The 7,402-nt window shown below is 39.8% G+C and carries 5 protein-coding genes, 1 other RNA gene and 1 pseudogene; 5 read left to right on the top strand and 2 right to left on the bottom strand.

Annotated features, from left to right (window positions below; translation table 11 throughout):
- Positions 1 to 870, top strand: a pseudogene (locus HT723_RS02035) (IS630 family transposase); the annotation flags it as partial.
- 194 nt (positions 871 to 1,064) lie between these two features.
- Positions 1,065 to 3,044: a peptide ABC transporter substrate-binding protein gene (locus tag HT723_RS02030; RefSeq protein WP_172934518.1), complete on the top strand. Its 1,980-nt coding sequence runs from the start codon at positions 1,065 to 1,067 to the stop codon at positions 3,042 to 3,044.
- 141 nt (positions 3,045 to 3,185) lie between these two features.
- On the opposite strand, the gene pbp1a is transcribed toward HT723_RS02030, so the two are convergent.
- Both pbp1a and recU read right to left on the bottom strand, forming a co-directional pair.
- Entirely contained in the window at positions 3,186 to 5,369 is a 2,184-nt protein-coding gene (gene pbp1a, locus HT723_RS02025) for a penicillin-binding protein PBP1A (protein WP_172934517.1), read from the bottom strand.
- Complete coding sequence (gene recU, locus HT723_RS02020; RefSeq protein ID WP_000248777.1) at positions 5,366 to 5,962, bottom strand: Holliday junction resolvase RecU; 597 nt, start codon at positions 5,960 to 5,962, stop codon at positions 5,366 to 5,368. The genes pbp1a and recU overlap by 4 nt, the downstream gene beginning before the upstream one ends.
- 66 nt (positions 5,963 to 6,028) lie before the next feature.
- On the opposite strand from recU, the gene HT723_RS02015 reads away from it, so the two are divergent.
- The 3 genes from HT723_RS02015 to rnpB all read left to right on the top strand — a co-directional run bounded on the left by HT723_RS02015 (position 6,029) and on the right by rnpB (position 7,368).
- Entirely contained in the window at positions 6,029 to 6,556 is a 528-nt protein-coding gene (locus tag HT723_RS02015; protein ID WP_000179549.1) for a DUF1273 domain-containing protein, read from the top strand.
- Positions 6,557 to 6,625: 69 nt separating this feature from the next.
- Positions 6,626 to 6,967, top strand: coding sequence for a cell division regulator GpsB (gpsB, locus tag HT723_RS02010; protein WP_000200644.1), 342 nt, complete (start codon positions 6,626 to 6,628; stop codon positions 6,965 to 6,967).
- Between the two features lie 20 nt (positions 6,968 to 6,987).
- Positions 6,988 to 7,368, top strand: an RNA gene (gene rnpB, locus HT723_RS02005) — RNase P RNA component class B.
- The last annotated feature ends 34 nt before the right edge of the window (positions 7,369 to 7,402 follow it).

Genomic DNA, 7,402 nt, shown 5'->3' with positions numbered 1-7,402 from the left:
ATGAGGAGTTCGGACTCGATTCTCTCCTTCAAGAAACACGTGGTGGTCGTAACCATGCACATATGACAATTGAGGAAGAGAAAGCCTTTCTTGCCCGTCATTTGAAGGCTGCAGAGGCAGGAGAATTTGTTACAATTGATGCCTTATTTCAGGCTTATAAAAAGGAGTTAGGTTCTTCCTACACACGTGATACCTTCTATCAACTCTTGAAGCACCATGGTTGGCGAAATATTAGGCCACGTCCAGCACATCCCAAGAAAGTAGACTCTCAAACCATTGTCGCGTCTAAAAATAAAATCTCAATTCAAGAAGACAAGAAAGCGCTTTAAAACCAGTAGGCGTTTTCGTAAGGTTTGCTTGATGTACCAAGATGAGGCTGGTTTCGGTAGAATCAGTAAACTGGGATCTTGTTGGTCTCCAATAGGAGTAGGTCCACATGTCCATAGTCACTATATACGAGAATTTCGCTATTGTTATGGAGCTGTTGATGCCCATACAGGCAAATCATTTTTCTTAATCGCTGGTGGATGTCATACTGAGTGGATGAACGCCTTTTTAGAAGAGCTTTCACAAGCTTATCCAGATGATTATCTTTTACTCGTTATGGACAATGCTATATGGCATAAATCAAGTACCTTAAAGATTCCGACTAATATTGGCTTTACCTTTATTCCTCCATACACACCAGAGATGAACCCCATTGAACAAGTGTGGAAAGAGATTCGTAAACGTGGATTTAAGAATAAAGCCTTTCGAACTTTGGAAGATGTCATGAATCAACTTCAAGATGTTATACAAGGACTGGAGAAGGAGGTGATAACGTCCATCGTTAATCGGAGATGGACTAGAATGCTTTTTGAAAGTAGATGAGTATTAGAAGTAAGGCCAACAAGATTGTTTTCTATCGGTCAGAAGAGAATCTCTGTTGGCTTTTTTGGCATAAATGAACAATTTTATTTTTCAGAATAGATCAAATATAACAAATAACTCTTAAAATTCAGAAAATTCTATTGACAGGACTTGAAAAAGAGTCTATAATGAATAAAAAAACAAAGGAGAATACTATGAAAACAAGAAAAGTATTGACTCTTGCGGGAGTAACCTTATTAGCAGCTGGTGTTTTAGCTGCTTGTTCTGGGGGTTCAGGCGCTCAAGGTGAAAAAACCTTTGCCTTTACCTACGAGACACATCCGGATAATCTCAACTATTTGACAACTGGTAAGGCAGCAACTTCTGAGATTACTAGTAATGTGATTGATGGATTGCTTGAAAATGATAAATACGGGAACCTTGTTCCTTCATTGGCAGAAGACTGGTCGGTCTCTAAGGATGGCTTGACCTATACTTATAAGATTCGTCAGGATGCCAAGTGGTATACATCTGAGGGAGAAGAGTACGCTCCTGTTAAGGCTCAGGACTTTGTAACAGGACTTAAATATGCAACAGATAAGAAAGCAGAAGCCCTTTACTTGGTACAGGATTCAATCAAAGGTCTGGATGCCTATGCCAAAGGTGAAATCACAGACTTTGCTCAAGTCGGGATTAAAGCCCTTGACGACCAAACAATCCAATACACCTTGAACAAACCTGAAACTTTTTGGAACTCCAAAACAACCATGGGTGTGCTTGCGCCAGTCAATGAAGAGTTTTTGAACTCAAAAGGGGATGATTTTGCCAAAGCTACGGATCCAAGTAGTCTCTTGTATAACGGCCCTTATTTGTTGAAATCCATTGTGACCAAATCTTCCGTTGAATTTGCGAAAAATCTGAACTACTGGGATAAGGACAATGTGCATATTGACAAGGTCAAATTGTCATTCTGGGATGGGCAAGATACCAGCAAACCAGCAGAAAACTTTAAAGATGGTAGCCTTACAGCAGCTCGTCTTTATCCAACAAGTGCAAGTTTCGCAGAGCTTGAGAAGAGTATGAAAGACAATATTGTCTATACTCAACAAGACTCGACTACGTATCTAGTAGGAACAAATATTGACCGTCAATCTTATAAGCACACATCTAAGACTAGCGAAGAACAAAAGACTTCGACTAAAAAGGCTCTCTTAAACAAGGATTTCCGTCAGGCTATTGCCTTTGGTTTTGATCGTACAGCTTATGCCTCTCAGTTGAATGGAGAAACTGGGGCAAGCAAAATCTTGCGTAATCTCTTTGTGCCACCAACATTTGTTCAAGCAGATGGGAAGAACTTTGGCGATATAGTCAAAGAAAAATTAGTGACTTATGGGGATGAATGGAAGGATGTCAATCTTGCAGATTCACAAGATGGTCTTTACAATCCAGAAAAAGCTAAAGCAGAATTTGCCAAAGCCAAATCAGCCCTACAAGCTGAGGGAGTACAATTCCCAATTCACCTAGATATGCCTGTTGACCAGACAGCAACGACAAAAGTTCAACGTGTCCAATCTATGAAACAATCCTTGGAAGCAACTTTAGGAACTGATAATGTCGTTATTGATATCCAACAATTGCAAAAAGATGAATTGCTTAATGTAACTCTATTTGCCGAAAATGCTGCTGGCGAAGACTGGGATTTATCAGATAATGTCGGTTGGGGTCCAGACTTTGCCGATCCATCAACCTACCTTGATATTATCAAACCTTCTGTAGGAGAAAGTACTAAAACATATTTAGGATTTGACTCAGGGGAAGATAATGTAGCTGCTAAAAAAGTAGGTCTATATGACTACGAAAAATTGGTTACTGAAGCTGGTGATGAGACTACAGATGTTGCTAAACGATATGATAAATACGCAGCAGCCCAAGCTTGGTTGACAGATAGTGCCTTGATCATCCCAACAACTTCTAAAACTGGTCGTCCAATCTTGTCTAAGATGGTACCATTTACAATACCATTTGCATTGTCAGGAAATAAAGGTACAAGTGACCCAGTCTTGTATAAATACCTTGAACTTCAAGACAAGGCAGTTACTGCAGATGAATATCAAAAAGCTCAAGAAAAATGGATGAAAGAAAAAGCAGAATCCAATAAAAAAGCGCAAGAAGAACTTGCAAAACATGTGAAATAAGATAAAAAGAAGTTAGTTATTCGCTAACTTCTTTTGGTTTATCGAAAATGAGTTGAAACATCTTTTCACTTTCAAAGATTATGAAGTTAATTTTTTTGTAGAAAAAATCCTGAGTTTTTATTCTCAGGATTTTCTTTCATCTCACTGTTGTGGTTGCTGTTGAACTTGTGGATTTTGTGGCGTTGGTTGTACTGGTTGTGTCGGTTGAACAGCCTGACCAGCTTGTCCTTGGTTAGGATCAGTTGCTGGAGCATTATGTGGTTGTTGACCAACCGTCGTACTTGCCTGTGTAGTTGAACTTTCAGCTGTTGTGCTTGGAGTTTCTACCGTTTGTGTTTGTTGTGTTACTGAATTATTCCATGTGTTCTTGGCACTATTTTGGAAGACGAATTCTCCATTTCGGAATAGGCCGTCTGGCATCGTCCAATCTCCAGGTTGGTCATCTTCTGATAGATACGATATCATTGAGCGATAAACCTTAGCAGCAACTAGGAAACGATCTCCAACAATTGGAGTTAAACGATTTGAGTAACCAGTCCATACAGCCATAGAATACTTACGAGTATAACCTACAAACGTTTCATCTGGAGCTACGTAACCAGTGTTCTTGATATACTTTTCAATTTCTTCGTCAGTATAGTTAGAAGTACCTGTTTTACCTGCTTGTGGAAGCCAAGGTAGGTAGGCTCCACGTCCGATTCCGTATACTAAGACAGTTTTCATCATTTCGGTCATCATGTAAGCAGTCGTTTCTTTCATGGCTCTTGTTCCAGGGTCAGAAAAGTCTTTTTCGCTACCATCACTAAAGACAACTTTATTGATGTACATTGGTTTGTGGTAAATACCACCATTAGCAAAAGCTGCGTAGGCAACTGCCATTTTTTCACTACTTGCACCGTACTGTTTGTTGGATTCAGTTGTGTTACTTGAAATGGCGTTTGCATAATGCATGCTTGGATAGTCGATACCAAGACCATTAAGGAAGGTTTTAGCTCTATCTAGACCGACCTTATTCAAAGTCTCAACGGCTGTGACATTTCGTGATTGTTGAAGAGCATACTGGATTGTAATGTTTCCAAAGTAGCCATGATCCCAGTTGTAGAGTGGAGTATCAGTGCCAGGATAGTTATAAGGAACATCATGTACAATAGACGCAGTAGAGTCATAGACTCCATATTCTAAAGCGGGAGCATAGTCAGTGATTGGTTTCATAGTAGAACCCCAGTCACGATTGGTTTCCACAGCTTGGTTGGTGCCAAATGAAACGTTACTTGCTTGGTGACGAGCTCCAAGTTGGGCAATGACTTTACCATTGGAAACATCTACGACCGTAGATGCGACTTGCAAATCATCGTCAGGGTAAGAGACGTATTGATCGGAGTTGTAGATATCCCACAGACGTTTTTGAGCCTCTTGGTCTACATTTGTGTAAACATCCATCCCAGTAGTTAGAAGGTTATAGCCAGTTTCTTGTTCTACTTGGTCGATAACCTCTTTGAGATAATTGTCCATATATGCTGGGTAGCTATTGACTGATTTCAAACTTTGGAGTCCATCAGTAATAGGAGTATTGATAGCCTTCTCATACTGTTCGGCAGAAATGTAGCCCTGACCTTTCATCTCTGAAAGTACCAAGTTACGACGGTCAAGGGCAGCTTCTGGATGAGAATAGGGATCGTATTGATTCGGAGCCTGTGGCATTCCTGCTAGTAGGGCAAGTTGAGGTAGTGATAGTTCTCTCAAATCTTTGCCGTAATAGTTTTGGGCAGCCGTCTGCATTCCATAGTTTCCGTTAGACATGTAAACTTTATTCACGTAGTAGGTCAGAATTTCTTGTTTTGTGGTTTTTTGTTCTAATTGAACAGCCAACCAAGCTTCCTGGGCTTTACGTGAAATGGTCTGATCAGAAGTGGAAGTTGAGAAATAGGTCAACTTAATTAATTGTTGGGTAAGGGTTGATCCTCCCTGGAGAGAGTTGTTTTGTAAGTTACGTAAAAAAGCTCCTATAATTCGGATGGTATCGACACCTCGATGATCGAAAAAACGATGGTCTTCGATTGATACGATAGCCTTGACCAAATCAGTAGGAATTTCGTTGGCCTGAGCGTTTACTCGGCGTTCAGAGCCCAGATCGGCAATCAGTTCGTTTTTACTATCGAAAATCTTACTAGACGTGGTTGCGACTAATTTGCTCTCAGATAGGGCTGGGGCTTTACTGACGTAATAGAGAAATATGCCTCCTCCCAGCATAACTGCTGTGATAAATAAAGTTAAGAAGCAGATACTCACATACTTAGCTATTCGCAGGATAGTTTGTTTGTTCATCTTGTTTTACCACCTAATAAATGTTCTTTGATAACATTGAGATAGGGAATTTGAGGGAAGGCACCAGCCTTGATTTCATATCCATATTCTCGAATATATCCAAGTGGCATTGATTTTTGTCCCTTATCTTGATGATAGAAGCGAATCAAATCGAATGCCGGCAATAAGTAGGTTTCTTGCTGAGAAGAAAAGTGAAGAAGGACAAAGCAGATTCCTTGTTGGGCAAGGACTTGTTCCATATGCTGAATCTGATGTGGATGAAAATTTTTCATCGGAATCGCACGTTTTTGTTTTGTTTCCTTGGCTTCAAAGTCGATGTAATATCCATTATAAACGCCAGAATAGTCCGTCGTTGAAGCTTGTCGAAAATAGGCTTCAACAATCTTGGCACGACTTCGTTGTGGATAGTCCACTCGTACGATTTGAATAGGAGTTGGTTTCTTGTGTATAACAGCCAAGCCCTGAGACAAATAGTAGTCGTTGGTAGCATTGATCATCTTTTCAAAAGACATTCCTCGATTTGCGAAATTTTTGGGTTGAGAAAGAGATGTTTGTCTTTTTTGTGATGAAAGTTTATGTGGATAGTTGACCATAATTCTCCTTATTGGTACAATAACATCACTCTATTATACCATAAATTTGCACAGAAAGGGTTAAAAATGGCTACAGCTTTGGTTTTGGGCTATTCTGCTTTTGATTTGGGTTTGTTTTCTGATAAGGATCCTCGTCTTAAATTGATAAAAAAAGCAATACGTAAAGATTTAGAGGCTATGGCAGCAGATGGGGTGTCTTGGCTTGTGTTTACAGGAAGTTTGGGTTTTGAATATTGGGTTTTAGAGGTTGCTCAGGAGATGAAAACCGAGTACGGTTTCCAGTTGGCCACCATTTTTGCTTTTGAAACCCATGGGGAAAATTGGAATGAAGGCAATCAGATGAAACTGAGTCGTTTTAAGCAGGTAGACTTTGTCAAATATGCTTATCCTCGCTATGAGCACAAGGGGCAGTTAAGAGATTACCAGCAGTTTTTGCTGGAAAACACGACTAGTTCCTATCTTTTTTATGATGAAGAAAATGAAACGAAACTAGCTTATTTTTACCAAAAGATGAAAAATCAAGAGGACTATTTTATAAAGAGATTAACATTTGATCAATTAAATGAACTTGCTGAAAATTTTTCCGAAAATTGAAGCTTTGACCTTGATTTTTGTTTGCCTTTTTTTATATAATAATACTAGCAAGCGAGAATGGAGAGAGACATGACAAGTATTATTTTTTCAGCAAAAGATATTTTTGAACAAGAGTTTGGACGTGAAGTTCGTGGGTATAGCAAGGTAGAAGTTGATGAGTTTTTAGACGATGTCATCAAGGACTATGAAACCTATGCTGCCTTGGTCAAGTCACTTCGTCAGGAAATTGCGGATTTGAAGGAAGAATTAACTCGTAAACCGCAAGTGAGTTCGGCTCCAAGTCCTAGTCACCCAGATCCAATTGATGTGGCAGCTTCATCTTCTATGACGAATTTTGATATTTTGAAACGCTTGAATCGTCTTGAAAAAGAAGTATTCGGTAAACAAATTTTAGACAATACTGATTTGTAATTCAGGTCTTGTTACATGCAATTTTTGGATAATCGCGTGAGGAGAATTGCTTCTCATGAGGAAAGTCCATGCTAGCACAGGCTGTGATGCCTGTAGTGTTTGTGCTAGGCGAAACCATAAGCCTAGGGACGAGAAATCGTTACGGCAGTTGAAATGGCTAAGTCTTTTGATAGGTCAGAGTAGGCTTGAAAGTGCCACAGTGACGGAGTCTTTCTGGAAACGGAGAGAGTGGAACGCGGTAAACCCCTCAAGCTAGCAACCCAAATTTTGGTCGGGGCATGGAGTACGCGGAAACGAACGTAGTATTCTGACTGCTATCAGCTGGAGCTGTTAGTGGTAGACAGATGATTATCGAAGGAAGTGGTCCTAGTCACTTCTGGAACAAAACATGGCTTATAGAAAATTGCATATAGGTTGGGGCTGAGAAATTTTCTC

The organism is Streptococcus sp. 2106 (assembly GCF_013277315.1).
GTDB lineage: Bacteria > Bacillota > Bacilli > Lactobacillales > Streptococcaceae > Streptococcus > Streptococcus pseudopneumoniae.
The sequence above is the reverse complement of the archived record's forward strand: the minus strand, read 5'-3'. Positions and strand labels throughout refer to the sequence as shown.